The organism is Nostoc sp. C052 (assembly GCF_013393905.1).
Lineage (GTDB): Bacteria > Cyanobacteriota > Cyanobacteriia > Cyanobacteriales > Nostocaceae > Nostoc.
This window is the reverse complement of the sequence record NZ_CP040272.1, coordinates 6995790-7018857: the sequence shown is the minus strand read 5'-3', so window position 1 is coordinate 7018857 and position 23068 is coordinate 6995790. Positions and strand designations below refer to the sequence as shown.

Sequence of the window (23068 nt, the reverse complement as noted above, 5' to 3'; positions counted from 1 at the left end):
CTAAAGTAGAATTTTGATTCTCTACATTCTTTGCTTAAGCCTTTTTCAACCAGCTAAACATAGCGCGTAAATCTTTACCAACTTCCTCAATTTTGTGTTCAGCTTCTTTGCGACGCAAGGCGGTAAATCCTGGTTTACCAGCTTGATTTTCGAGAACGAATTCTCGTGCAAATTGTCCAGATTGAATTTCGCTAAGAATTTTCTGCATTTCAGCTTTGGTTTGTTCGGTGACAATCCGCGGCCCACGGGTATAATCGCCATATTCAGCGGTGTTAGAAATGCTGTCGCGCATTTTAGCTAAACCACCTTCTACAACCAAGTCAACAATCAACTTGACTTCATGCAGACATTCAAAATAAGCCAATTCTGGTTGATAACCAGCTTCTACCAAAGTTTCAAATCCGGCTTTGATTAAAGCACTCAAACCACCGCACAATACCGCTTGTTCGCCAAATAAATCGGTTTCGGTTTCTTCGCGGAAAGTGGTTTCGAGAACACCGGCGCGAGTACCACCGATACCTTTAGCATAAGACATGGCGCGATCGCGTGCCTGACCACTGGCATCTTGATATACTGCAAACAGCGCTGGTACGCCTTCACCACCTTCATAAGTCCGCCGTACCAAATGCCCCGGCCCTTTTGGTGCTACCATCACCACATCTACGTTAGCTGGTGGTACAACTTGCCCAAAGTGAATATTGAAACCGTGAGCAAAAGCTAACACATTCCCTTCTTCTAAATTGGGTTCAATCTCGTTTTTGTAAATCGTTTTTTGGACTTCATCAGGTAACAAAATCATGATGAAGTCAGCAGCATTAGCGGCATCTGCAACATTTTTCACAGTTAAACCAGCTGCTTCAGCTTTTGCAACTGACTTACTACCCGGATATAGTCCCACAATCACATTCAAACCACTATCTTTGAGATTGAGAGCATGGGCATGACCTTGGGAACCATAGCCGATGATAGCAATAGTTTTTCCAGCCAAAAGGTCTAAATTGGCATCTTCGTCATAATACATCCGGGCCATAGAAGCATCTCCTGTCAGCAAGCATCATCATTAATTCGCAGGCTTACGATTGTACCTCAAATTGAGTAACCACAGATTAACTGTCAACCATTGAATTTATCCGTTTGAACTCAGGGGGAGTGTTTACGACGGCAATAATCGCCTAAGGGACTTGCGAAAAAATAAAGTACCAGCCATTCTAGAATATTTAAGAAGCGCGGATCTCCCAGCCCCAGCACTAAATTCTAGAATGGAAATTCCTCAAGTCATACTGACCGACACCATCAAATCTACCTTTAAAGATGCAGCCAAAAAACTAACTGGCAGTCGCAAAAGAGACTTGATGGCAAAAATCACCGAAGATTACTTCGATAGTTCAGCACGCATTGCAGAAACATCGATTCCCCTTGGGGGTTTCTAACCGCCCTTTTACAAATTTAAAGGGACGACTCCAACAGGTGAAATCGTCCCTTTAAACTTATAAATGTGAAATATTCTCTATCTGCTCACTCTGGAAGGTTCAACCCACTCATCCCAAGAGCTATCGTAGCCATCATAAGTAATTTTATAATGATCGTTACTAACTTCTAAAACCTTTCCTGGATACCATTTACCCTTCCACAAAATTCTTACTGCATCTCCAGCTTGAAATGATGTCCGAAAGCGTTCAGCATCAACCCATTCATTCCAAGAACTGCTGTAACCATCGTAGGTAATATAGCACTTTTCATTATCATTATTAACTTTAAGTACCGTTGCCGGATACCATGCTTCCTTCCAAAGAACCTCAGCCTTTTGTCCCACAGAACAGGGTGAGGCAGCAAAAGCGCTAGGAATTAATGTCCCTACCCAAGTTGCCATAAAGATAGCGCCAAACAATACTTTGTTTTTCATGATTATTTCTCTCCTCAAACAGTAAAACGGAATTTTGATGATGATTTATGGAAATCTACTTCAAAATTTGCAACTAACTGTTACTATTTTTATGGAGTTAAATTAGCGATCGCCTCAGCAAAAATTAGGAATTTATGCCGCAGTATATGAAGTTAGTGCCGCAGTGTTCCGCATTGGAAATAAATAGTAGTTACAGATTTTACTTAGTTTCTCTAAATTAAAATAGAAAGGCTCAGAACCCCGACTTCTTCAAGAAGTCGGAGTTCTTGTTCTTCGTAGTCATACTGAAGCTCAACTTTACAATTTATTGATATTTTTTAAACTACCTGCTCTAAATCTAATTTCATGTATTCCCAGCAGACCTGCTGCCAGTACCAAAGGTAAAAAGTAGTATATTCCCCGATAAGCTAATAGTGACCCCAAAACTGCTGCCGCCGAAATTTTATCAGAGAGAAACAGCAACACCACAGTTTCAAATACACCCAAACCGCCAGGAATATTACTAACAACACCTGCAAACATCCCTAGTAAATAAATTCCTAAAAATTCTAGATAAGACAAAGGTGTATTGGTAGGAAGTATCGCGTAAAGAACCAACGCAGCCAGAATCCAATCAAAGCTAGAAATTGCAATTTGAGCTAGGGATATTGGCAAAGAAGGAAAGCGAAAATCTTGCTGACGAATGGTTAATGGTTGTTTAATTAAAATACTTCCCAACAAGTAAATAGCAATCAACAGCAAAAAAATTACACCAATGGGACGTACTGTTGCAAAAGGCAAATGTAGTTGTGTGGGAATTGTCAAAGGGTTGATAACAAATATTAACCCAGCCAGGGCAAACATCCCTAACCAAAAGGTAAAATTAGCGAAAGCAATTACTTGAGCGATCGCAACAGCTGACACACCCCAACTTGAGTAAAATCGATAACGGATAGCACTGCCAGTCAGCAAAGCAAAACCGATGGTATTACTAAATGCAGAGCTAATAAAGCTAGTGAAAGCTATCTTATTCCAACTCAAATAACGATTAATGTAGTTAAAACCTAAGATATCGTACCCAATCATCACTAGATACCCCAAAGCAGTCAGCCAAATTGCCCAGCTTAAGCGACTTTTGGGAATAGCAGCTAGAGAGTTGAGGATATCACGATAATTATACTGACGTAATTCGCTAGTGATCGCCCATAAAGAAAGTACCAGCAACAACAAGCCAAACAAAGAACTGAAATTGAGTCGCAATTTTTTAAGCATCGTGAAGAAACTTATCCTAACTCTTGACTTTTAATTTACAACCAGTCGTAAAGTTTCCATCCTGTTGACACAGCATTGACATATCACTTGCATAAGCTTTTGAAGGCAAGCACCGACTACCCAATAATGCCTTGTTTGGCCAACACCCTTCAAAGATGAACTACAAACAATCTAAAATTCTCTTGCTATTTTCAGTATTAACCCTAGTTGGTTGTAATTTTTCCCAAAGTGTCGTCGCAAAACCACTGCAACCGCAAAATTTACAAACAGCGCCTCCCATTATTCCAACCCAAGCTACTCTCCTAACCTATAAAATTGAAACCTACGATAGTAAAGCAATGGGTGGAAGTCGCACTTATGGCGTTTCTTTACCTCCTGGCTATGAAAAAAACCCAAAAAAAAGCTATCCTGTAATCTTTCTTCTCCACGGTGGACATGGAAACCCCAATGATTGGTTTAATCAGAATAAGGGACAAGCTCTCAAGACTGTGGAACAACTTTATACTACAGGTAAGTTGCCACCCAGCATCATCATTACACCAGATGGCAACGACAAACGCGGCTCCAGCCCCTACTGGGACTCCCAATATATCGATGGTCCTAACGGTAAAGTCTCCACAGCCGTGGGGAATGAGTTAGTAAAAGTTGTGCAAAGCCGTTATCGTACACTAACTAACCCAGATTTTTGGGCAATAGGTGGTTTATCTTCTGGTGGTTGGGGTGCAATCAATGTCGGATTACACAACGTAGATCATTTCTCGATTTTATTTAGTCATAGTGGTTATTTTCATGATAAAAGTGGCCCAGCAAATAGCCCAATATCTTATATTAAAAACGTTCCTCTAAAAGCTCAAAAAAGATTGAAAATTTACCTAGATTCTGGCACATCAGATAGTGAAGAAATTGATGAAGCCGAACAATTTACTAAAGTGCTAAACAAACTCAAAATTCAAAATTCATTTCGTCAGTTTCCCGGCAGTCATACTTGGCAATACTGGCGGGAACATTTAGCCGATTCACTGACATTTGTCGGTGAACAATTTCGCTCTTCTGAAATAGCACATGGAACTGGTAATTCAAGTCTTAATGCTCAGAAACATACTCAAAATAATTAGCCATCTTTAGTAAGAAATTAAACATAACTCTTGTGGGGTGGGCATCTTGCCCGCCCAGTTTATGCAATTTAAATTATCTCATTCCCAGTCGGAGACTGGGAATGCTCATCATTGAGGCTCCGCCTCGCTTGCTGGCGGCAGAGCCACCAGGAGCGGCATTTCCAGCCGGAGGCTGGAAACGAGGTTTTAAAAGAGTTTCAGCTTAAGTTGATACTAATGGGCAGTACCGTGCCCCTACGGGTGTACCTTACGCTTGTCGAGAAATGCTATAAAAGCATAATGCAATTACTTTTTTATTCCACCAATTTATACTTAAACTCTTACAAATTTAAGACATTAACAAACATTCCACTATTGATTATGCTTTTTAGTAGTAGAATTAGCATTTTGTTCTGAGATTACATAGTAATTATTGACAATGAAGCTTATTCACACCTTAAAATCTTTTTCTTGTAAAGATTTTAACGCTTCAATCTGTCAACAAATGATTACTATCTTTGAGAACCAAAACTTATGCCTATTGATGATGCTAATAACAATGTATTCTCAAATAAACAGCTAAATGCTACTTCAATCTCTTCTTTAGATAGCTTTCATACACAAGATTATTACAACCTCAAATTTAGCGGACGTAGTAGCTATAAATCAACTGATGCTGATGTGCAGTTGCTAAATAATGGTGACTCCGAAAATACCAGTAACGCTACTACTAATGATTTTAGTGCAGAGAATTATAACTCCACTAATGGCTATGGCTTAATTAATGGAGCAGCAGCAGTAGCTAGAGCTATTGGTCAAAATACCTTTGCTGATGTTCCCGATCTTGGTGGCAATAATTGGGGAGCAGACCTTGTAAAAGCACCAGAAGTTTGGGCACACGGGTACACAGGTAAAGGTGTTGTTGTCGCTGTTTTAGATACTGGAGTTGACTATAACCACGAGGATTTAAGTAATAATATCTGGACAAATAGCAAAGAAATTCCAGGTAACGGTATAGATGATGATGGCAATGGCTATGTTGATGATAGTTCCGGCTGGAATTTCTCTGATAATAACAACAACACCCTAGATCAAAATGGTCATGGAACTCATGTTTCTGGCACGATCGCAGGAGAAAATAATAACTACGGTGTCACTGGTATTGCCTACGATGCCAAAATTATGCCTGTCAAAGTTTTAAATGACTCTGGCTCTGGTTCCTATAGTTCCATAGCGAAAGGCATTCACTACGCTGTAGATAATGGAGCCAATGTAATCAACCTCAGTCTAGGAGGCGGATCTTCTAATCGTACTCTAGAGTCAGCCATTAACTATGCCAGCAGCAAAGGAGTGATTGTCGTCATGGCAGCAGGTAATGATGGTAACTCATCACCAGGTTATCCCGCGCGCTATGCCTACAAATCGGGAATTGCCGTTGGGGCAGTAGATAGAAATAATAACATGCCTGACTTCTCTAACCGTTCTGGAACCAATGAAATCTCTTATGTCACAGCTCCGGGAGTTAAAGTCTATTCATCAGTTCCAAATAATCAATATGCCACTTATAGCGGCACTTCTATGGCTACTCCCCACGTTGCTGGTATAGTTGCCCTGATGCTTAGTGCTAATCCTAACCTGACTGATGCCCAAGTACGTCAAATTGTCACAGAAACCGCAGGCAATAGTACACAAACTACAAACTCTAGTTTTAATTTTTCTAATGTTAGTTCTCTAGCGAGTCAGGTGATTGCAGAAACCACAGGAAATAGTACACAAACTACAAGCTCTAGTTTTAATTTTTCTAATGTCAGTTCTCTGGCAAAGCAGGTAATGTCTGATAATAATCTGCTAGGGGTTTATGGACAAACTGCAAATTATCTGACATCACAAACAAGTTCTAGCTTTAATAGTTCCTACTTTGGTTCTTTAATGGGTCAGGCAATTATCGGAACTGCAAAATATCTAACACCAGAAACTATCGCTAGCTTCAATAATTCCGATGTTAGTTCTCTAATAGGTCAGGCAATAACAGAAACTACAAAATATCTGACACCAGAAACTATCGCTAGTTGGAATAATTCTGATTTTAACCCTGTGATTGGTCAGGCAATAACGGAAACTGCAAAATATCTGATATCAGCCGAAGGTAATAATGCATTAGCCAATCCAGACTTATGGTCGCAATTCCAAAACTATGAGGAAATTCTGGGCAATATCAATGTGGATAGCAGTGAAGATGAGAATAATATTGATTATGGCAAACTACTAGAGGGAATGCAAAAACAAATAGAACAGTATAGAAAATTCTTTGGTCTTGCTTGAAACTTATAGCAATTTCCAGTTCACTCCAATACAGAACTAATAGCAATACCGTTCGGTTAGTGTCAAAGCCTTAAGTTGTGTAGGTTGGGTTGCAATACCGTTCGGTTAAGCAAGGTGTAGGGGCAATTCATGAATCATTAGTGTCAATTTAACGTGAAATCAAGTCTAGAACTAGCTTTTAAATCAATACGGTTCAGTTAAGGCTAAAACTCTGTTATCCAAGTCAATTTTTTAACGAACCGCCAAGGCGCAGAGGACGCAGAGAGAAGAAAGAGAAGGAAAAAATTGCTTAACTGAACTGTATTGGCTTTTAAATTGCCTCGTTCCCAGTCGGAGACTGGGAATGCTTGTCTTTGAGGCTCCGCCTCTCTTTACTGGCGGCAGAGCCGCAAAGAGCAGCATTTCCAGCCTCCGGCTGGAAACGAGGTTTTAAAGGAGTTTCAGCTTAATTTGACACCAATGTACACTGCGGGAAGCCTTCGGCTACATGAATTGCCCCTACGGGTAGGCTGTTGACTGCGTATAAACCTACCTAACTGAAAATGCTTCGTTGAATCGTCGTGTCACTGGCTCGGTAATAAATGTCAAAATTGACTTCTTGCGAGTGACAATTTCACCTGTAGCAGCCATCCCTGGTGTAAATTCTACTTCTTGACCCCGGACGTTTACTGAGTGTTTACTAAGCTTAATTCTTGTCGGAAAAACTAAGCCTAATTCTTTATCAATAATTGCATTCGGACTGACTTGCACGACTTCGCCCTCCACAATGCCAAATTCTTGGAAGGGGAAAGTCGCCATTTTCACTTTTGCCTTCATTCCTTGACGAATAAACCCAATATCGCGGTTAAGAACTTTCACCTCTAGGAGCATTTCTTCTCCCTCCGGCAAAATTGATACCAATTCTTCACCTGATTGTACTGGCCCTTTGGTGGCTTTGACTCTGTAAATAGTACCAGCAACGGGAGCTTCAATCGTTTCTAAAGCTTGCTGCTTTCTAGCCTGTTCTAATTGACCTTGAACAGTTGTGAGTTCTTCTTTACGCTTATTAAACTGCGTCAAAATTTCACTTTGGCGTTCTGATACTACACGTTGAACCTGATTTTGTGCAGCTTTGTAAGCTTGTTCTGCTTGGCGAATTTCTTGGACTTGGGCGGCAGTATCTTTTTCTAATGATGTGACTTTATCTTGAGCCTCTGTTATTCTATTCTGGGAATTGGTTACTTCATCTTGTGCTTTAGTGATTTCTGTTTTTGCACGAGTTAATCTTTCTTGAGCATCTATGTAATCGACACGAGGGACAGCGCCAGGAGTAATTAAAGTGCGTAGGCTTTTTTCTCTTTCTTGTGCAAGTGCCAAATTGCTTTCAATTTTAATTCGGATGCTATCTGCGTTGGCAAGGTTGGTTTGAGCATTTATAAAGCTGCTTTTGGCGTTAACTAAGTTGTCTTGCAATCGAGTTAAGCGAACTTTGGCTTGATCGATAAGTGCCATTTGGCGATTTGCTTCTGCTTCTGCTGCTGCTTGACGTGCTTGGTAATCTTGCAGGCGGGAGTTTAAAAGTTCATCTTGCAGTTTCGTCCCAGTAGTTTTACTTCCGGTGCGTTCTGCATCCAAACGTTGCAAATCGTCTTGAATTAATCTGGTAGATTTTGCTAGGCGGGAAACATCGGTTATTTTCAAGTCTGGATCTTTTTGAATCAGAACTTGACCTTTTGTAACGCGATCGCCTTCTTTCACTTTCACTGCGACAATTGAGCCTCCACCCAAGGATGTCACCGGTCTTACCTGTGTGGAAGCAATTAATTCCCCTGGTGCTGTTGCTACTTCATCTATTTGCGAGAAGTACGCCCAAGCGATCGCTCCAAATACGACGACGCTCATCGTTCCCGCTAATAATCTAGTGTACAGAGGTGGTAATTCTTGTACTGCTTTGCCTAATTCATAAGTGAGTTGTTCCTCTGGTTGGGCGAATCGCTCTTTTGTCTGACGTGCTTGAGCAGCATTTACCATATATTTTTATCCTTTGTTATTTGTCATTAGTCATTTGTCCTTTGTCATTTGTCCTTGGTTATTCAGTAATGACCAATGACTAATGACTAATGACTTGTGTTTAATTCAAACTGCTAAATAGCGCCGCAAAAAATTTTCTAATGTCTCTAACTGGAAGTTATAAATCGCCTCTAAATTGGCAATTTCATCTTTTGTACAGAAAAATTCATTTGCTAGCAATGTACGGTAAGTTCCCAAAGCTTTTTGGATTTGGGGATTAAATAAACCCAATGCACCCTGTAACCCATCAACAACAAATAGTGGTGAGTTAATTATTACTGGTTCTTTGGTGAAGATCCGACCAAAAATCCGGGGAATATCTTCTCGTAATAAAATCTCCGGCCCTCCGACGGGTAAAATCTGGTTGCGAGCGCCTTCAACTGTCACAGAATCTACCACTATCCTTGCCAAATCATCGGTACTGACAATCGAGGTACGGTTTTTGCGATCGCCAATCAATAAATACAATCCCGTTTCCCGAAACCGTTCTACCAGTGGCAGCAAGTTAGATGCTAATCCAGCTGGGCGTAAAATAGTGTAATTTAAGCCACTAGCTGCCAAATATCGCTCTACTGCTCGTTTGGCTTTGAAAACCGGAGCATCTTCATATCCGCGATCGGCTCCCAATACGGAAATAAAGACAAAATGCTCCACACCATTGACTTTTGCTTGGTCAATAAGTTCAATATTGGCCCGGTAATCTAAAGATAGGGCATCACTATCAGAACCGTGGGCGCTAATAATATACTGGACACCCCGACTAGCTTTCTGGATATCTTTTTCCTCTAGCAAGTCACCGATGAAAATTTCTGCACCCCGGTGTTCTAACTCGCTGTAGCGTGAGTTAAGGCGGGCAAATGCCCGTACAGACTGTTCTCGTTGTCGTAAGAGTCGCACAACTCTGCGACCAATTCCTCCGGTTGCTCCAGTTACCAAAAACATATAAATACCTAAATTGAATAATTACAGCGTTTATAGTTGTCAAAATGCTCGATATATGCTCAAAATTCATTGAGCAATACTTAAATAGAGATATGAGCATATTTTTATACTTTGTTACCATGCTCAAGATATTCTCATACCAATAAGTCACACCTTATTTATTTTAATACTCTAAAAATTATCCCCCATATCTTTATAAATCTGGGGGATAGAGTAATGAGATTAGTTTTACTGGCTCAACAAATTGATAGCTTGTTCAAGCGACATCTTAGCCTTGTGCAGGTTCAGCAGGTTCTCCTGATCGTATCGCTCATTTTCCTGCCTTCCAGCGTTATCCGAATTAGTGCTGCTTGCTCATCTGTGGGTGAATTCATCTCATCTATAGCAGAACTAATTACCTGGATAGCGTTAAAGTTAGGGAATTTTAACCCTTTACCTTGCTTCATTTGTTGCAGCGCTAAAAGTGGAAATGCCATCAGAGTTACGATGTACGAGGTTTTGTATCCTGCATTACCAGTTGGTTTGATGCCGTATCTACGACACAAATCGCGTAATTCTTTAATAGTCTTGATTTCAAGTTCGGAACGCGTGAACATAAAATAGTAGTGTCCATTGTTGATATTGGATATTGGTGGTTGTACTTCCGGCAAGTTGTAGCAACCACCAAAAACAATTTATTGTTTTGGCACCAAGTAAATCAAGTCTTGTTTATATTTCTAAATAATGCCTAATCCTAAAGGGAACCCACAAAATTTACAACCAATTAAATCAAATAGAGAAGAATCATTAACAGAGAGGATTAACCTACGCATTACCAAGACTATGAAGGAAGAACTATCCACCAAGGATGATCCGCCAGAATTTTGCCGTCGTGCAATCCAAGAAGCATTAGATAAAGATAAAGAGAAGTAATCTCAAAGAGATAGTTGACATAGGTGTGTGAATTACTGAAATGAGTCAGCAATCAAGCATATTGCTTTCTCAATATGCTTGAATGAGAAAGTAAAAGCTTATTTTACTTGCGGAAAACACCAAAATTAGAAAGCAAACTGAGGTTTGAGAAAGTAAAAGCTTATTTTGCTTGCGGAAAACACTGAAATTAGAAAGAAAACTGAGGTTTGAGTAAGCAAAATGTCATTTTGAGAAAGTAAAAGCTTATTTTGCTTACTCAATTCGACTTGATCCATTTTAAGTATTTTAGACTTTTATAAATATTTATAACAGGGTTGTTTTCAACGAGTTAATAAACTAAAGTGAGAAAAATTATTGTTTAGTCTTCTTCAGAGGACTTTCGCTATTAGCCGTAGGTTTCCAACCTATGGCGGGTGATGGGTTCAAATGTAAGATTCTGAACTCAGGTATTTGCATCATTGCAGAATGTTGGTATTGCACACACATCCGCCTCAGAATAAATTCTGCGGCTAATAACTTTAATCATCTAAAGCTGACTAAAGTTCTTGTTTTACCTACATTTCCAGCCAGAAGTAGAAATAAATCTGGGAAAACTTTTCAAAATTTAAAATCCCCCCACATCGTAAATGCAGGAGGATTTAAATGCTTTGTGCAAGCAGCCCACCTCAAAACTATTCAGAAGCTTTGTTATTAGCTCTATTAGCACGCGCCTCAGCCGAAGCCATCACCTCATCGAAATTCTCTAGCACTTCGCCAGGAAAGTTTTCCAAAACTCTGGTGGAAAGAGCAACCCGCCCTTTACCTTCATCCAAGTCGATAATTACAGCTTTAATTGGCTGGCCAACTTGAAAGACTTTTTCTAAAGAATCAATGAATTTCTGGCTTACCTGCTTGATATGAAGCAAGGCACTCATTCCACTTAAATCGACAAATACACCAAAAGGTTTGATGCCAGTAACTTTACCTTCCACCAGTTGACCGAGTTCTAATAAGCTGAAGTTGCTAGAACGAGTTGCTAAACGCTGAGAAAGGATAAGTTTGTTAGTGTTACGATTAATTTCCAAAAAACCCACAGTCAGATTTTGACCTTTGAGTGCTTCTAAATTATCACGCTCTGCCAGGTGCGATCGCGGGATAAATCCCCGCAAAGAAAGAATATCGACGGTTACACCACCTTTATTCACACCCATAACCCGTACTTGCACAGTTTGAGCATTCTCCTGCATTTCGGCCAATCGTTCCCAGATGTGCTGAATTTCCAACTGCTTTCGAGAAAGGGTCACTTGACCTTCTGCATCTTGATCTCGGATAATCAAAAACTGCATTTCCTCTTGCAATGGCAACACCTCCGATAAATCGGTAACTGCTCTCAAAGAAGCCTCATCGCGCGGCAGAAAAGCTGACGACTTGCCACCAATATCAACATAAGCGCCATCATGGTCAAGTTGGAACACTTTGCCATGTACAACTTGTCCCTTTTGAAATTGGTAGTCGTGTTTTTCTAGTGCTTTGGCAAAATCGTCCATTGTAAAGGGCGAATTGGCTGTTTGAGAAAGTTTCGATTCGGAATTCATGACTTTTGAAGATTAGTTTTTATTTTGATATGGTGCAACTGAAGTTTAAATTGTCATTTGTCATTTGTCATTTGTCCTTTGTTATTCACCAATGACCAATGACTAATGACAAACCTGGCTGCGTATGCTTCAGTTTAGTTGACCAAAGAGTTGTTTTACTTGCTCCCAAGCATCGGCCGCAGCTTTAGGATTATAACTGGCACGGTGGTCGCAGAAAAATCCGTGATCAGCTCCATCGTAGCGAAACACACGATGAGGAATTTTATATTTTTCTAACTCTGCTGTAATCTCATCTACTTGTTCGCTTGGGATGCTAGCATCTTCTGTACCAAAAAAGGCATAGAGAGTACCTGATATTTCTCTGGTACGGCTGACAGTGGGAACTATACCTCCCGGCGTGCGGGTGGTAATTCCAGCACCGTAAAAGGAAGCCGTAGCTTTAATATCTGGCAAGGTGGCTGCAAGATATGCTACATGACCCCCAAAGCAGAAGCCAATACAGCCAAAACCATCTTTTTTCACTTGGGGCAGATTTTTGAGGTAGTCAATTGCTAGTTGAATATCGCTCAATAACTCTGAGGCTTGAGTTTGCATGGCGTAGCTTCTGCCCGTTTCAATATCTTCGGGTGTATATCCGGTTTCAAACCCAGGAGCAATCCGTTGAAAAAGAGCAGGCGCGATCGCTACATACCCAAGTTGAGCAATCCGTTCTGTAACTTCCCGAATGTGAACATTGACACCAAAAATTTCTTGTAATATCACGACTCCTGGGTAAGAACCAGATTCTTTTGGCTCTGCCAGATAAGCAGACACTTGAATATTATCTTGCAAAAGATTAACCGTTGTGGTAATTGTTGCTTGCTCTGTCATAATAATTTTTACCAGTGCCGTGTAATTAGCCGTGTGTTTATTTGATATAACTATGCCAGTATGCCCAGGTTTTTTCTAATTAAATTATCAATTACCAATAGTGAGCGCATTAAAAATTTGTATCAGCAAAACTTTATATGTAAATAAACATATTTGAGATGTAGCAAATACATCTGTATCCTGAAAGAGTGCTGAGTTAAAAGTGCTGAGTAGGCAAGCAACACTTAATACTCAAACCTCAGCACTCAAAACTCAGCACGGGCTAAACGCCCCGCTACCGCTAACAGCACTTAGTATTAGGAGGTTTGGTGATGATTCAATTCCGTATTCAGCCAGACAGCGAAATTCCCGCCTCAACCCAGCTGTTTAATCAAATCCGATTTGCGATCGCTTCTCGACAATATCCCCCTGCTTACAAATTGCCAAGCACACGGGCTTTGGCAATGCAAACGGGGTTACACCGTAATACCATAAGTAAGGTTTACCGTCAACTAGAGGAAGACGGATTTGTTGAAAGTATGGCTGGTTCGGGTATTTATGTTCGCGCCCAAGGTCATGAGGGCGGTAGCAGGCTGCAATCACCAATTCTCAAACAAAATCCTAATGCATATCAAGTTGTCCAGCAAGCACTTGACGAGTTACTCTCCCAAGGATGTTCGCTAAATCAAGCTAGAGAGCTATTTTTAGCAGAAATTGACTGGCGCTTGCGTTGTAGTGCGCGAGTATTGGTTGCAGTGCCATCTTATGATATGGGTGCTGGTGAATTGATGGTATATGAATTAGAGCGATCGCTAAAAATTCCAGTCCAGTTGGTAGCAATGGAAGAATTAACAGCTGTGCTAGATAAAACTACTTCTGCGACAGTAGTCACCAGTCGGTATTTTATCAGTAATGTGGAAGCGATCGCAGCTCCAAAAGCTGCACGAGTAATTCCTCTCGATATCTACGACTACAGCAAAGAACTCAGCATCTTGAAAACCCTACCAAAAGAAAACTGTGTAGGCATAGTTAGCCTCAGTTCCGGGATTGCAAGAGCAGCAGAAGTCATTCTCCACGGTTTGCGGGGGGATGAACTACTAGTGATGACTTCGCAACCAAAAGATGCTTATAAACTCCAGGCAATGGTTAAACGAGCTGAGGTAATCATTAGCGACCAAGCCAGTTTTGCAGCAGTACAAGCAGCCGTGCAAGCATCTGATGAAGATATTATTCGTCCACCAAAGCTAATTAAGGTTGAAAATTATATCGGCACTAACTCGATTAACTTGCTGAAACGAGAACTAGGTTTGAGTTAATCCAAAGGGTAAGAATCGCATAAACGGACACACCTAGCAAATAACTCAGGATTATGATTGTGGAAATACAACCCTACATTGGTTTGCTGGAAGCAATCAAGTAGATGTATATCTGAAACTGTTGAGAGGCGATATGAGCATCCCAATTCTGGACTATCCCATACAAGAGAAACTAGTGACCGTTGCCGATGTTTCTTGGGAGGAATTCAAAGGTATTGAGGCGCAGCTAAAGGACAACCGCAATGTCCGACTCTCTTATTTGTCAGGAATATTAGAAATTATGTCGCCCATTGGTGAAAAACACGAGGAAGTAAAAAGAACTCTTGGCTACTTGTTAGAAGCTTATATGCGAGAGTTGGGAATCCGGTTTTACGGTCGTGGTGGTTTTACTTTGGAAGAACCTGGGTATGCTTCTGGCACACCCGATGAGTCTTACAGCATCAACACAAAAGGTGAAGTTCCTGACATTGTTATTGAAGTTATTGTTACTAGCGGCACAATTAACCGAAAAGAGTTATACAAACCCAAGAAAGTGCCTGAAGTTTGGTTCTGGAAATCTAACCAGATAAAAATATTTCGTTTAAATGCGAGTGGTGAATATGAAGAAGTAAACCGTAGTGGTTTCTTTCCGAATTTAGACCCAACTTTGTTGCTGCAATATATCGGGCATCCTGACCAATACGACGCTGTTGCTGAATTTGTGCAGGCTATCCAAAAAATCAGTTAACCCAGATGTGGCTCTGGCGTGTTAATTTGCAAAAACTCTTGTACCCGTTGTAGATAAGTTGGTACATCTTCCAACATGGGAAAATGCGCTGTGTTGGGAATCATCACAAATTCCACTTTGTCGTTCAGTGCAGCTGCTTGACGGCCCATTTCGGCTGGAATAATCTTGTCATACTCCCCCGCCACAAGCAGAGTAGGCACTGTCAGCTTGGCAAACTCTTGCGGCATCACTTCAGATTGAGCCTTACTGACTGAAGTAAAAATTGTTCCTAAAGCTGCATCATAATCTGCTTCCAGAAAATCTTGCAAAAAAGCTTGCCGCTCAGAATGTGGTATGGAACTATATAAAAATCTAGCCATAAACATTCGGTCAACAAATGGGATTTTGCTTAACCATTTAGGACGGAATTTCACTACATAGCCACCGAATTTATGAAAGGCACTAAAGGATTTTTCATCATATTCAAAAATGCCGCTACAAGTTAAAATTCCTCGTTCTACTCGTTGGGGATAGCGGTTAAAAAATAAAGTGGCAACAGAAGCACCCATTGAATGAGCATGAATATAAACACGCTGAATATGTAACCCATCTAGCAAAGCTGCCAAATCATCAGCGTATTCCTCTAACTCATAGGTTAACTCTTTAATTGCCTCTGATTCTTCCTGTGGAGATTCAGATTCAGCAACAGCTTCACTTGCTTGGGCGATAGTTGGCTTCCCACGAGAACGGCCAAATCCGCGCAAATCGTAGAGTAAACAATCAAATTGTTCTGATAAAGCATTAGCAGTATTTTGCCAATACCTAGCCGAACCAGCCCAACCGTGGATGAAAACCATCACTGGTTTTACCAAAGAACCGGATGGTTTTTTCACCCATTCGTAGTAATGCTCAACGCCACGAACATTAATATAAGGCATTAGTCATTGTCCTTTGTCAGTTGTCATTAGTCCCTGTTACATGGTTATTATTCCTTATTTTTTGACCAATGACTAATGACCAATTGACATTAAGGGAACTCCAAGAAATAAATTATCCAATATTGTGGGGTGGGCATCTTGCCTGCCATATAGCCTGGGCAGGCGAGACGCCCACCTACAAGAGTCAATTGAATATTTTTTTATTTGGAAGTCCCTAAGCTGATTCCGGCTTCGGTAATGAAGATGGATGTATTATCAGTTCAGCAGTCGATCGCTTCTCGACCATTTCCCTTGTAACTGTACAGCGTGTCACATCCTTACGGGATGGTAACTCATACATTACATCCAACATCAACTCTTCGACAATACCACGTAATGCTCTCGCACCAGTTTTACGGCGGTAAGCTTCTTGAGCGATCGCTCGTAAAGCATCTGCTTTAAAATCTAATTGGACATTATCCATCTTCAGCAGCTTTTGGTACTGCTTCACTAGGGCGCTGCGTGGTTGAGTCAGAATCGCCATCAGCGCTTCTTCATCTAGCGGTTCTACTACTGCTACCATTGGCATCCGCCCAATAAATTCTGGAATCAGGCCAAATTTTACTAAATCATCCGGTTCTAGATGGCGAAGAGTGTCTGCTGCTCGTTTCTCCTTCGATTGGCCTTCTCCCGGTTGTACAAAGCCGATTGCTTTTTTGCCAACTCTCTGATCTACAATCTTGTCTAAGCCCACGAAAGCACCACCACAGACGAACAAAATATTACTTGTATCAATCTGGATGCAGTCTTGATAGGGATGCTTGCGCCCTCCTTGGGGTGGTACATTAGCGATCGTTCCTTCTAACATTTTCAGCAAGGCTTGCTGCACGCCTTCGCCAGAAACATCGCGTGTAATTGACGTGTTCTCGCTCTTACGAGCAATTTTGTCAATTTCGTCAATATAAATAATTCCCCGTTGGGCTTCCTCTATATCTAAATCTGCCACCTGCAACAGTCGCAGCAAGATATTTTCTACATCTTCTCCCACATACCCCGCTTCCGTCAGTGTCGTCGCATCGGCGACGGCAAAGGGTACATCCAAGATTTTCGCTAGGGTTTGGGCTAAGAGCGTTTTGCCGCAACCAGTCGGGCCAATTAATAAAATGTTGGACTTTTGCAGTTCTATAGCATCATCTGACCCAGGTTTGCCACTGGCCTTAGACTGAATCACCGCCAGTCGCTTGTAGTGATTGTAAACGGCGACTGAAAGCACTTTCTTCGCTTCGTCTTGACCAATAACGTGTTCGTCTAGATATTTTTTAATCTCTCTTGGCTTGGGTATTTGATTAAACGAAATACTAGCAGAGTGGGTACGCCGTTTTTCAGGTGGTTCTGCTCTTGGTGCTGGTTGTGCTGCCGCACCACTGGTATCGAGTAACTCCTCGTCTAGTATTTCATTACACAAGTCAACGCATTCATCGCAGATGTAGACTCCCGGCCCCGCGATTAATTTACGCACCTGCTCTTGAGACTTGCCACAAAATGAACATTTTAAATGGGAGTCGTACTTAACCATACCAGCCTCTTATTTCAGAATGGTGACGTTTTCCCCTGCTACGGGAAGATTTTGCCTGGAAATGACCTGATCAATCAAACCGTAGTTTTTTGCCTCTTCTGCCGACATAAAAAAGTCGCGCTCAGTATCTGCTTCAATTCTTTCTAAGGGTTGACCAGTATGGTGAGCCATTAACTGATTCAACTTAGCCTTAACGTAAAGAATTTCTCTGGCTTGAATTTCAATGTCAATGGCTTGACCTTGAGCGCCACCAAGTGGTTGGTGAATCATAATCCGGGAGTCGGGCAGAGACATTCGCTTACCGGCAGCTCCTGCTGTCAACAAAAATGCCCCCATGCTCGCGGCTAATCCAAAACAGATGGTAACAACATCAGGGCGAATTTGCTGTATTGTATCATAGATTGCCATCCCTGCGTAGACGGAGCCACCAGGAGAATTAACATACAGTTGGATGTCTTTTTCTGAGTCTTCGGCGTCTAGGAATAACAACTGAGCCACAATTGAGTTAGCTACGGCATCATCTATTGGCGTTCCTAAAAAGATAATCCGCTCTCGCAGCAGGCGGGAGTAGATGTCGAAAGCCCTTTCTCCCATGCCAGATTGCTCTATAACCATCGGTACGATGTTGCTAGGGCTGCTTAACTGGGAGTTAATGTTTATTCGACTTAAGTTGCTGATTGGGGAATTTCCCGACTGCGATTCAAGCATACAAGCTTTCTGTGACGATAATTTAGGACAAATGTTTCAGCAGCCGATGCTGCCTTTTCAACGAATGGAATTTGTATAAGCTACGTGTTAACCATTATGCCTCATATAATTTCCTCTCGTGTAACACAGTATCAAGCTCAGGCGATAACCGATGTCACTATTTGCCGAAAATTCATTAATTCTTTAATTATTTGTCATGGGGCATTGGGAAAGAGGAGGCAGAAGTTGTTTAATTTTGAATTTTGTTAGCACAGCGTAAAGCCTTCGGCATGGCTTCTCTACGAGACGCTACCGCGAAGCTTAGAGCGAGTCTGCGTTCGCGCAGCGTCTCGTAGAGAGCGTCATTTTGAATTGATTTCTTCCTCATCTCTCTTACCTTACCCATTTCACCAGTACTTTAACTCAGAACTGGTGAATTCATGGCTGTGGGATTTTTGATTATCCTTCTGTGACTTCTGTGGAAGTTTCGCTGTTTTCTTCCTCAGTCTGGGGTGCATCAGCATCACCATCTGATTCTACGTCTTCCGTTTCCTCCTCTACAGGACTCAAGGAACCTTCGGGTACAAGTTCAACTGAGGAGTGTTCTAAGAGCCAATCGATGATTTTTTCGGTTAACAGTTCGTTTTCCACGATTGACCGCAGTTTATCTTCATCAACGTCCTGTTCTTCTGGGTATTGCTCCAAAAGCTCTTTGACTCTGGCTGCGATTTCTTCTGGTTTTACCTCAATAGATTCGCGTTTGCCAATTTCTCGCAAGGATAAGGAGCGAGTGATGCGTTCAATGGCCTCAGTGCGCGATCGCTCCCGCAATTGCGGAATAATATCTTGAGTAAACAGCTTTCTCACATCCAATCCCTGCTGAGACAGCCGGATTGCTGTTTGGGTTAGCATTGCATCCACTTCTTGCTCAATCAATGTTGCTGGTAAGTCAACTTCTACGTGCTTGAGCAGTTCCGTTAACAAAGCTTCCTGCTTATTGGTTTTTGTTTTGTCGTCCGCCTCTTTTTGATATCGCTCTACCAAAGAAGCGCGTAACTCCTCTAAGGTTTCAAAATCGCTGACTTCCTGGGCGAAATCATCATTTATTTCTGGTAGTTCTTTTTCCTTCAGTTCTTTGAGCGTCACGGTGAAAGTTGCCGCTTTTCCAGCTAAATCTTCATTAGCATAAGGATCTGGGAACTGCGCCGCAATTTCTTTGGTTTCTTCAGGATTCATCCCCACGATTCCCGAAATAAAGCCTGGAATAAACTTATCTTCCTGCAACTCAACTTGAAAATCAGTTGCTTCGGCTCCAGGAATTGGTTCTAGTTCAGCCGCTTCATCTTCGCCCTCAACTCTGGCGAATGAACCTTTAAAATCAACTACGGCAATATCGCCAATTTGGGCTGCACGTCCTTCCACAGGAATCAATGTCGCCAATTCTTGACGTTCTTTATCCAGCGTGTTCTCCACTCGCTCTGGATCGTACTTCACTTCTTCGGCTTTGGCTTGCAAATCAGTGTACTGCACTAGATTCACTTCTGGTTCTACATCGACAGCAGCCGAAATTGTCAGGGGTTTTCCCGGTTCATAATTCTTAATCAGATCCTCAAAGGAGGAACGCAACTGCGGCTGACCAATTGCTGGGATGGCTTCTTGTTTGACTGCTTGCTCAATGCCATCTTGGATTAGTTCTTCCAGCGCCGCTGCCTTGATTCGAGTTGTACCCAGCCGTTGTAATAATATCGGCCGAGGCACCTTGCCTTTACGAAACCCAGGAATATTGGCAGTACTCGCTAAGTTTTTAATGACCTGTTCGTAAGTTTGCTTGGTAATTTCCGGCGTAATCTCTATTTCCAGTCCAATTTGGCTGGCGGGAAGTTTTTCCTGGGTGACTTTCATGCTTTGTCTCTAGTTTTCTGGTATTTTATACTCCGAGTACACACAAAACGCAATAAAATAATTGTTTACGTTTATGGCTTGATGTCTCTTGGGGGTAATGGGAGTTTGCCAAAAGGTCTTGTGACATCCAAGGATGGATGTTTGTCCTGGGGCAAAGATCCAGTTTACTGCCAATTATCAAGGACTTGACATTTTACTTTCATAACAATTTGGTTAATGGGGCATTGGGCATTCGTTATTTTCCATCTTCCCCTGCTCCCTCATTATTCCTCCACTCCCCTCTCACTCTCAGGAATTAATTATTCAGTGGGCTAATGCCGTGATATCCTAGTTCTCAACGGGTGGTTAGTACCCCAAGTTAAAGTTATAGTATTGTGTCTAGCTATTTTTAAGTTATGGTACGAAAGCGTATATGTTACCTAAACGCATAGCTAACGTTCTATTTTGTGCTAGTTTTCTGCATTTCGATCTTAGTAGTATATTTATCATCTTGGTAAACAGCTTTTTAGCCAAGACGTTTATTGCTTTAACTTATAGGTGAGATGCCTGTTAAACGTCTAAGTGCAGATATCTTCATTTTTCTGCTAAATGGCAGTTTGTTGTATAATAATATATAGTTAAAATCGATAAAACAAATGCATGTCCATTGTTGTAAAATGCAACATCACTTAACTTATTAAAGAACCAAGCGAATAAATGTATTAAATATATAAAAACAGAGTAAATTAGAAAAAAATCTAAATCTATTCAAAATCTATTTCTAGACTGCGATCGCTAATTATATAAAAATTGTCAATTGTTCAAATAAATTGCAGATAAGTCTCTCAAAGGAGGAAGCAAGTTTGTCGAAATCCTATCGTTTAGCTATTTTGGGAGCCACTGGTGCAGTTGGCACTGAGTTGCTGGAATTATTAGAAAACCGTAACTTTCCGGTTGCTGACTTGAAGCTATTGGCATCAGAGCGGAGTGTCGGGCGAACGCTACGCTTTAAAGGGGAAAATATACCAATAGAGCCAGTTAGCGATCGCGCTTTTGAAAATATCGATATAGTACTGGCTAGTGCAGGTGGTTCCACATCCAAAACTTGGGCAGCAGTTGCTGTGGAAAAGGGTGCAGTGGTAATTGACAACTCCAGTGCCTTTCGGATGAACCCGGAAGTTCCCCTAGTAGTGCCAGAGGTGAATCCCCAAGCCGCAGCGCATCACCAAGGCATTATTGCTAACCCCAACTGCACAACAATTTTAATGGCTGTGGCAGTCTGGCCATTACACAAAGTTAAACCAGTGCAACGCATCGTTGCTGCAACCTACCAATCGGCTAGTGGTGCTGGTGCTAGGGCAATGGCAGAAGTCAAAACCCAAACAAGCGCTATACTACAAGGACAGCCACCAATTGCCGAAATATTGCCTTACCCATTGGCATTTAATTTATTCCCCCATAACTCCCCATTAAACGATTTGGGTTATTGTGAGGAAGAAATGAAAATGGTCAACGAAACCCGAAAAATATTTGGCACGCAGCAAATCAGAATCACTGCGACCTGTATACGGGTTCCCGTACTCCGCGCCCACTCAGAAGCCATTAATTTAGAATTTGAGACTCCCTTTAGTGCGAAGGAAGCCAGAGAAATTTTAAATTCCTCTCCTGGAGTAAAATTGGTGGAAGATTGGGGAACTAACCATTTTCCGATGCCAATTGAAGCAACAGGTCAAGATGAAGTTCTAGTGGGAAGAATTCGTCAGGATATTTCCCATCCTTGTGGCTTGGAATTATGGTTGTGTGGCGACCAAATCCGCAAAGGCGCAGCGTTAAATGCAATCCAAATCGCTGAGTTGTTAGTAGAGAAAAATCTACTCAAACCATTAGCTATTAGTCATTAGTCATTGGTCATTGGTTATTGGTTAAGTGACAAAAGACTAATGACACTTGAAAGCAATTTGCAGATAGGTTATTACAATAGAGAACCACCAAGAAATAAAAACATGGGTAATCAGGAGTGAAAAAAGGGTGGGAGATTTTGGCAATGTTTTAACCGCTATGATTACACCATTTAAAGCAGATGGTAGTGTCAACTATGATGTAGCGGCAGAACTGGCGGCGCATCTAGCTAACAACGGTACAGATACATTGGTGATGTGTGGCACAACAGGAGAATCCCCGACACTAAGTTGGGATGAAGAATACCAGTTGTTTGTTGAAGTATTGCAGTCCGTGGCCGGAAAAGCCAAGGTAATCGCAGGTTGTGGATCAAATTCCACTAAAGAAGCGATCGCAGCCACCGAAAAAGCGTCTAAGATAGGAGTACATGGTTCCTTACAAGTTGTTCCTTATTACAACAAACCGCCACAAGCGGGATTGGAAGCGCACTTTAAGGCGATAGCACAAGCCTGTCCCGACTTACCATTGTTGTTATATAATGTCCCCGGTCGTACCGGACAAAACCTTCAGCCAGAAACAGTTGCCCGGTTAGCTGAGGTTAACAATATTGTCGGGATTAAAGAATCCACTGGTAGTATAGATCAGGCAAGTGAAATTCGTCGCTTGACACCAAAAGAATTCCACATCTATTCTGGTGATGATTATATGACTTTGCCCTTGTTAGCGATCGGGGCAAAGGGTGTGGTAAGTGTCGCTTCTCATCTGGTAGGAAACCAACTACAGCAGATGATCCAAGCTTTTAGTGCCGGAAAAATTGAGGTAGCAAGCGACATTCATCTCCAACTGTTCCCGTTGTTTAAAGCCCTATTTCTCACTTCAAATCCCATTCCAGTGAAAAAAGCACTGAAACTTCAAGGTTGGGAGGTTGGTTCAACTCGTCCGCCGCTATGTGAAGCTGATGTAGAAGTCAGTCAAAAATTAGAAGCGGTTCTGAAAGAACTTAGTTTAATCTAGTCACCAACTAGTTAAGCATTGGTAATCTACTCCTTACCAAGGATACATATAAACAACGATCATAATTGTTCATAAGTTGCAATTTAAAAACCTGTGCTAGGACTGATAGATATACTATGAATCCTTGAGTGTACAGTCGATTTTATTGAATAAAAAATTGAAATCTTCAATTAAAA

General features: G+C 41.5%; 21 protein-coding genes. 8 read left to right on the top strand and 13 right to left on the bottom strand.

The features are described 5' to 3' along the window. Window positions 1-34: 34 nt before the first annotated feature. Window positions 35-1030 (bottom strand): ketol-acid reductoisomerase, encoded by a 996-nt coding sequence (gene ilvC, locus FD723_RS29050; RefSeq protein ID WP_179068446.1) that lies wholly within the window; start codon window positions 1028-1030, stop codon window positions 35-37. Between the two features lie 229 nt (window positions 1031-1259). On the opposite strand from ilvC, the gene FD723_RS29045 reads away from it, so the two are divergent. Then, window positions 1260-1430 (top strand): hypothetical protein, encoded by a 171-nt coding sequence (locus tag FD723_RS29045; protein ID WP_179063524.1) that lies wholly within the window; start codon window positions 1260-1262, stop codon window positions 1428-1430. A 77-nt stretch (window positions 1431-1507) separates the two neighbouring features. On the opposite strand, the gene FD723_RS29040 is transcribed toward FD723_RS29045, so the two are convergent. Together FD723_RS29040 and FD723_RS29035 are read right to left on the bottom strand one after the other, a co-directional pair. Continuing rightward, window positions 1508-1903, bottom strand: coding sequence for an agenet domain-containing protein (locus tag FD723_RS29040; RefSeq protein ID WP_179068445.1), 396 nt, complete (start codon window positions 1901-1903; stop codon window positions 1508-1510). Between the two features lie 297 nt (window positions 1904-2200). Then, a complete protein-coding gene (locus tag FD723_RS29035) occupies window positions 2201-3154 on the bottom strand; it encodes a lysylphosphatidylglycerol synthase domain-containing protein (protein ID WP_179068444.1) in 954 nt (317 codons plus the stop codon). Window positions 3155-3309: 155 nt separating this feature from the next. Here FD723_RS29035 and FD723_RS29030 point away from each other — a divergent pair, with 155 nt between their 5' ends. Continuing rightward, complete coding sequence (locus FD723_RS29030; RefSeq protein ID WP_179068443.1) at window positions 3310-4269, top strand: esterase family protein; 960 nt, start codon at window positions 3310-3312, stop codon at window positions 4267-4269. A gap of 513 nt (window positions 4270-4782) precedes the next feature. Then, window positions 4783-6570 carry a S8 family peptidase gene (locus tag FD723_RS29025; RefSeq protein ID WP_179068442.1) on the top strand — a complete coding sequence of 596 codons (1788 nt, stop codon included), beginning with the start codon at window positions 4783-4785 and terminating at the stop codon, window positions 6568-6570. 528 nt (window positions 6571-7098) lie between these two features. On the opposite strand, the gene FD723_RS29020 is transcribed toward FD723_RS29025, so the two are convergent. The 3 genes from FD723_RS29020 to FD723_RS29010 all read right to left on the bottom strand — a co-directional run bounded on the left by FD723_RS29020 (window position 7099) and on the right by FD723_RS29010 (window position 10157). Further along, window positions 7099-8580, bottom strand: a complete 1482-nt coding sequence (locus tag FD723_RS29020; protein WP_179068441.1) for an HlyD family efflux transporter periplasmic adaptor subunit — start codon at window positions 8578-8580, stop codon at window positions 7099-7101. 105 nt (window positions 8581-8685) lie between these two features. Continuing rightward, entirely contained in the window at window positions 8686-9561 is an 876-nt protein-coding gene (locus tag FD723_RS29015) for an SDR family oxidoreductase (RefSeq protein WP_179068440.1), read from the bottom strand. A 284-nt stretch (window positions 9562-9845) separates the two neighbouring features. Next, window positions 9846-10157, bottom strand: a complete 312-nt coding sequence (locus FD723_RS29010; RefSeq protein WP_306296998.1) for a hypothetical protein — start codon at window positions 10155-10157, stop codon at window positions 9846-9848. A gap of 127 nt (window positions 10158-10284) precedes the next feature. Here FD723_RS29010 and FD723_RS29005 point away from each other — a divergent pair, with 127 nt between their 5' ends. Beyond that, entirely contained in the window at window positions 10285-10473 is a 189-nt protein-coding gene (locus FD723_RS29005; protein ID WP_094341361.1) for a hypothetical protein, read from the top strand. Between the two features lie 671 nt (window positions 10474-11144). Here the strand turns inward: FD723_RS29005 and FD723_RS29000 are convergent. Both FD723_RS29000 and FD723_RS28995 read right to left on the bottom strand, forming a co-directional pair. Continuing rightward, complete coding sequence (locus FD723_RS29000; RefSeq protein WP_179068439.1) at window positions 11145-12047, bottom strand: S1 RNA-binding domain-containing protein; 903 nt, start codon at window positions 12045-12047, stop codon at window positions 11145-11147. Between the two features lie 129 nt (window positions 12048-12176). Beyond that, window positions 12177-12917 (bottom strand): dienelactone hydrolase family protein, encoded by a 741-nt coding sequence (locus FD723_RS28995; RefSeq protein ID WP_179068438.1) that lies wholly within the window; start codon window positions 12915-12917, stop codon window positions 12177-12179. Window positions 12918-13228: 311 nt separating this feature from the next. Here FD723_RS28995 and FD723_RS28990 point away from each other — a divergent pair, with 311 nt between their 5' ends. Together FD723_RS28990 and FD723_RS28985 are read left to right on the top strand one after the other, a co-directional pair. Then, window positions 13229-14212, top strand: coding sequence for a GntR family transcriptional regulator (locus tag FD723_RS28990; RefSeq protein WP_179068437.1), 984 nt, complete (start codon window positions 13229-13231; stop codon window positions 14210-14212). A 133-nt stretch (window positions 14213-14345) separates the two neighbouring features. Next, entirely contained in the window at window positions 14346-14939 is a 594-nt protein-coding gene (locus tag FD723_RS28985) for a Uma2 family endonuclease (RefSeq protein ID WP_179068436.1), read from the top strand. Here FD723_RS28985 and FD723_RS28980 read toward each other — a convergent pair. From FD723_RS28980 to tig, 5 genes are all read right to left on the bottom strand, one after another. Beyond that, window positions 14936-15856: an alpha/beta fold hydrolase gene (locus FD723_RS28980; RefSeq protein WP_179068435.1), complete on the bottom strand. Its 921-nt coding sequence runs from the start codon at window positions 15854-15856 to the stop codon at window positions 14936-14938. The two genes, FD723_RS28985 and FD723_RS28980, sit on opposite strands and share 4 nt — an antisense overlap. Before the next feature lie 214 nt (window positions 15857-16070). Further along, on the bottom strand, window positions 16071-17411 hold the full coding sequence (clpX, locus tag FD723_RS28975) for an ATP-dependent protease ATP-binding subunit ClpX (protein ID WP_179068434.1): 1341 nt from the start codon (window positions 17409-17411) through the stop codon (window positions 16071-16073). Window positions 17412-17420: 9 nt separating this feature from the next. Next, window positions 17421-18119 carry an ATP-dependent Clp endopeptidase proteolytic subunit ClpP gene (gene clpP, locus FD723_RS28970; RefSeq protein WP_104905916.1) on the bottom strand — a complete coding sequence of 233 codons (699 nt, stop codon included), beginning with the start codon at window positions 18117-18119 and terminating at the stop codon, window positions 17421-17423. A 229-nt stretch (window positions 18120-18348) separates the two neighbouring features. After that, window positions 18349-18486, bottom strand: a complete 138-nt coding sequence (locus FD723_RS28965; protein WP_179068433.1) for a hypothetical protein — start codon at window positions 18484-18486, stop codon at window positions 18349-18351. 71 nt (window positions 18487-18557) lie between these two features. Further along, window positions 18558-20000 (bottom strand): trigger factor, encoded by a 1443-nt coding sequence (gene tig, locus FD723_RS28960; protein WP_179068432.1) that lies wholly within the window; start codon window positions 19998-20000, stop codon window positions 18558-18560. Between the two features lie 842 nt (window positions 20001-20842). On the opposite strand from tig, the gene FD723_RS28955 reads away from it, so the two are divergent. Together FD723_RS28955 and dapA are read left to right on the top strand one after the other, a co-directional pair. Further along, complete coding sequence (locus FD723_RS28955) at window positions 20843-21880, top strand: aspartate-semialdehyde dehydrogenase (RefSeq protein WP_179068431.1); 1038 nt, start codon at window positions 20843-20845, stop codon at window positions 21878-21880. A gap of 127 nt (window positions 21881-22007) precedes the next feature. Then, the gene (gene dapA, locus FD723_RS28950; RefSeq protein WP_179068430.1) at window positions 22008-22892 is read left to right on the top strand and encodes a 4-hydroxy-tetrahydrodipicolinate synthase; all 885 of its coding nucleotides are present in this window, start codon (window positions 22008-22010) and stop codon (window positions 22890-22892) included. Window positions 22893-23068: the final 176 nt, after the last annotated feature.

What these genes read in the sequence shown, in the direction of transcription:
- ilvC (WP_179068446.1), bottom strand. Translation starts at nt 1,030, where the DNA reads ATGGCCCGGATGTATTATGACGAAGATGCCAATTTAGACCTTTTGGCT.
- FD723_RS29045 (WP_179063524.1), top strand. Translation starts at nt 1,260, where the DNA reads ATGGAAATTCCTCAAGTCATACTGACCGACACCATCAAATCTACCTTT.
- FD723_RS29040 (WP_179068445.1), bottom strand. Translation starts at nt 1,903, where the DNA reads ATGAAAAACAAAGTATTGTTTGGCGCTATCTTTATGGCAACTTGGGTA.
- FD723_RS29035 (WP_179068444.1), bottom strand. Translation starts at nt 3,154, where the DNA reads ATGCTTAAAAAATTGCGACTCAATTTCAGTTCTTTGTTTGGCTTGTTG.
- FD723_RS29030 (WP_179068443.1), top strand. Translation starts at nt 3,310, where the DNA reads ATGAACTACAAACAATCTAAAATTCTCTTGCTATTTTCAGTATTAACC.
- FD723_RS29025 (WP_179068442.1), top strand. Translation starts at nt 4,783, where the DNA reads ATGCCTATTGATGATGCTAATAACAATGTATTCTCAAATAAACAGCTA.
- FD723_RS29020 (WP_179068441.1), bottom strand. Translation starts at nt 8,580, where the DNA reads ATGGTAAATGCTGCTCAAGCACGTCAGACAAAAGAGCGATTCGCCCAA.
- FD723_RS29015 (WP_179068440.1), bottom strand. Translation starts at nt 9,561, where the DNA reads ATGTTTTTGGTAACTGGAGCAACCGGAGGAATTGGTCGCAGAGTTGTG.
- FD723_RS29010 (WP_306296998.1), bottom strand. Translation starts at nt 10,157, where the DNA reads ATGTTCACGCGTTCCGAACTTGAAATCAAGACTATTAAAGAATTACGC.
- FD723_RS29005 (WP_094341361.1), top strand. Translation starts at nt 10,285, where the DNA reads ATGCCTAATCCTAAAGGGAACCCACAAAATTTACAACCAATTAAATCA.
- FD723_RS29000 (WP_179068439.1), bottom strand. Translation starts at nt 12,047, where the DNA reads ATGAATTCCGAATCGAAACTTTCTCAAACAGCCAATTCGCCCTTTACA.
- FD723_RS28995 (WP_179068438.1), bottom strand. Translation starts at nt 12,917, where the DNA reads ATGACAGAGCAAGCAACAATTACCACAACGGTTAATCTTTTGCAAGAT.
- FD723_RS28990 (WP_179068437.1), top strand. Translation starts at nt 13,229, where the DNA reads ATGATTCAATTCCGTATTCAGCCAGACAGCGAAATTCCCGCCTCAACC.
- FD723_RS28985 (WP_179068436.1), top strand. Translation starts at nt 14,346, where the DNA reads ATGAGCATCCCAATTCTGGACTATCCCATACAAGAGAAACTAGTGACC.
- FD723_RS28980 (WP_179068435.1), bottom strand. Translation starts at nt 15,856, where the DNA reads ATGCCTTATATTAATGTTCGTGGCGTTGAGCATTACTACGAATGGGTG.
- clpX (WP_179068434.1), bottom strand. Translation starts at nt 17,411, where the DNA reads ATGGTTAAGTACGACTCCCATTTAAAATGTTCATTTTGTGGCAAGTCT.
- clpP (WP_104905916.1), bottom strand. Translation starts at nt 18,119, where the DNA reads ATGCTTGAATCGCAGTCGGGAAATTCCCCAATCAGCAACTTAAGTCGA.
- FD723_RS28965 (WP_179068433.1), bottom strand. Translation starts at nt 18,486, where the DNA reads ATGAGGAAGAAATCAATTCAAAATGACGCTCTCTACGAGACGCTGCGC.
- tig (WP_179068432.1), bottom strand. Translation starts at nt 20,000, where the DNA reads ATGAAAGTCACCCAGGAAAAACTTCCCGCCAGCCAAATTGGACTGGAA.